The following is a 1,953-nucleotide window of genomic DNA, read 5'->3' on the forward strand; positions in this document are numbered from 1 at the left end:
TCTTTACACTTACCACAATTCTTATCAATTTTGGGCTGGCTTTTGTACTGTTGAAATCCAGCGATTGGGTTACGACAACTAAATTCGGTATTATAAATTGGTTACCTGAAATTCCCCTATGGCTCTATGTCGTTTTAGGCGTTTTACTTCTCGATTTCATTGGGGCCTATCTTGCACATTATGTGGAACATAAGGTGAAACCCCTATGGATGATTCATTTGGTTCATCATACAGATCATGAAGTAGATACAACCACGGCCAACAGACATCACCCACTGGAGAGTCTTATCCGTTTTACATTCACATTAATGGGAGTATTTATAGTGGGTACGCCTATAGGAATAGTAATGCTCTATCAATCTTTATCTCTTGTTGCTACTCAATTTAGTCATGCTAATATCCGCTTACCAAAAAAAGTGGACGATATTCTAAGTTGGGTGATTGTATCGCCCGACATGCATAAGGTGCATCACCATTATAGGCTACCTTATACAGATTCTAATTATGGAAATATTTTCTCTGTCTGGGATCATATCTTCGGGACTTTCATGAAACTAAACCGCGGCCAAATTGTGTATGGCGTAGACACTTTTCCTGACAAAAAGGAAAATGGAAGTGTATCCGGCCTGCTAAAGCAACCTTTCCATAAGTATAGAAAGCCAACCACTACTCCTATAGGTAAGTAGACATTATTTGTAAAGGAGATATTTACTTCGTATTTGTTTGAATTTTTCCAGGTCGCCCTGCCAGCTGTTTTTTATCTCTTTTTCGCTAAGTCCGGCTTCAATTTGTTGCTGTAGTTTTTCCGTGCCAGCGTGTTTAGTAAAACCACTTCGGTTAAAGACTAATTTTTTATCTGTGGTATTATTATATGCATCAATTAACCATTGCAAGGATACTTCGCTCATTCTTGGCCACGCAGAGAGATCCTTGCCAAAGCATTTTTTACCTGATTCTTTGGGGTTTTTAGATCCAAAATTGGGTTTTGGAACATAGCTAAAATCATAGGCAGTGCTATCGAGAAAAGAAGCTCCATATCTTTGAAATTGACTTTCTGTACCCCGACCGGCATTAATATTGGTGCCTTCAAATAGCCCCAGGCTGGGATAAAGGTTAATGGCTGCCTGGTTTGGAAGATTAGGCGAAGGTCTCACCGGGATATTATAGCTTGAATTATGTGTATAATTTTTGAGTGGTATTACAGTTAAATCAGCTTTGATACCATTTGCGAGCCAGCCTTCATTATTAATCATTTGGGCATATTCTCCCATGGTCATACCATAGACCAGGGGAATGGTAGTGAGACCCAGAAATCCCTTATGTTCAATTTCCATTGTTGGTCCATCAACGTAATGACCATTAGGATTGGGGCGATCAAGGATTAAAAAAGGAATACCATTTTCTGCACAGGCTTCCATTGCTAATTGCATGGTGGCTATGTAAGTATAAAATCTAACCCCCACATCCTGAATATCAAATACCACAATATCCAGCTTGTCTAATTGTGATGAAGTTGGTTTTCTGTTTTTACCGTAAAGTGAGGTAATTGGAAGTCCGGTTTTTGTGTCCGTACCATCTTTTACATGCTCTCCGGCATCTGCCATTCCGCGAAATCCGTGCTCAGGAGCAAATACTTTCTTTATTTCAATATCAAGTAACAAAAGTGAATCTACCAGGTGTGTAAAATTCTTATTTTTTGCATTTTCTGAGCTGTAGTTCTTAAAAATAATACTGGTCTGATTGGCAACTACCCCCACCTTTTTATTTTGCAGGTAAGGAAGGTATACTTCGGTAGAATTGGCACCAACAAGGATTACTGAATCTAGCAATACATCAGTATCTGGTAATTCTAAAGCTGCTGAATCTTTATCTTTTTTTACAAGGTTTCCACAAGCGGTTAGTATCAAAAGCCACAATAAAAATGTATTTTTGAACCTGGATAAAAAAGCCATC

The 1,953-nt window shown here is 38.6% G+C and carries 2 protein-coding genes; one reads left to right on the forward strand and one right to left on the reverse strand.

Annotation, left to right across the window (positions count from 1 at the left end; all coding sequences use genetic code 11):
* On the forward strand, window positions 1-686 hold a 686-nt coding region (locus WBN20_RS00885), incomplete at its 5' end, for a sterol desaturase family protein (RefSeq protein WP_424280375.1).
* A 3-nt stretch (window positions 687-689) separates the two neighbouring features.
* Here WBN20_RS00885 and WBN20_RS00890 read toward each other — a convergent pair.
* On the reverse strand, window positions 690-1,952 hold the full coding sequence (locus WBN20_RS00890) for an exo-beta-N-acetylmuramidase NamZ family protein (protein WP_424274065.1): 1,263 nt from the start codon (window positions 1,950-1,952) through the stop codon (window positions 690-692).
* Between the last annotated feature and the right edge of the window lies 1 nt (window position 1,953).

Source organism: Eudoraea sp. (assembly GCF_049665975.1).
Classification (GTDB): Bacteria; Bacteroidota; Bacteroidia; order Flavobacteriales; family Flavobacteriaceae; genus Eudoraea.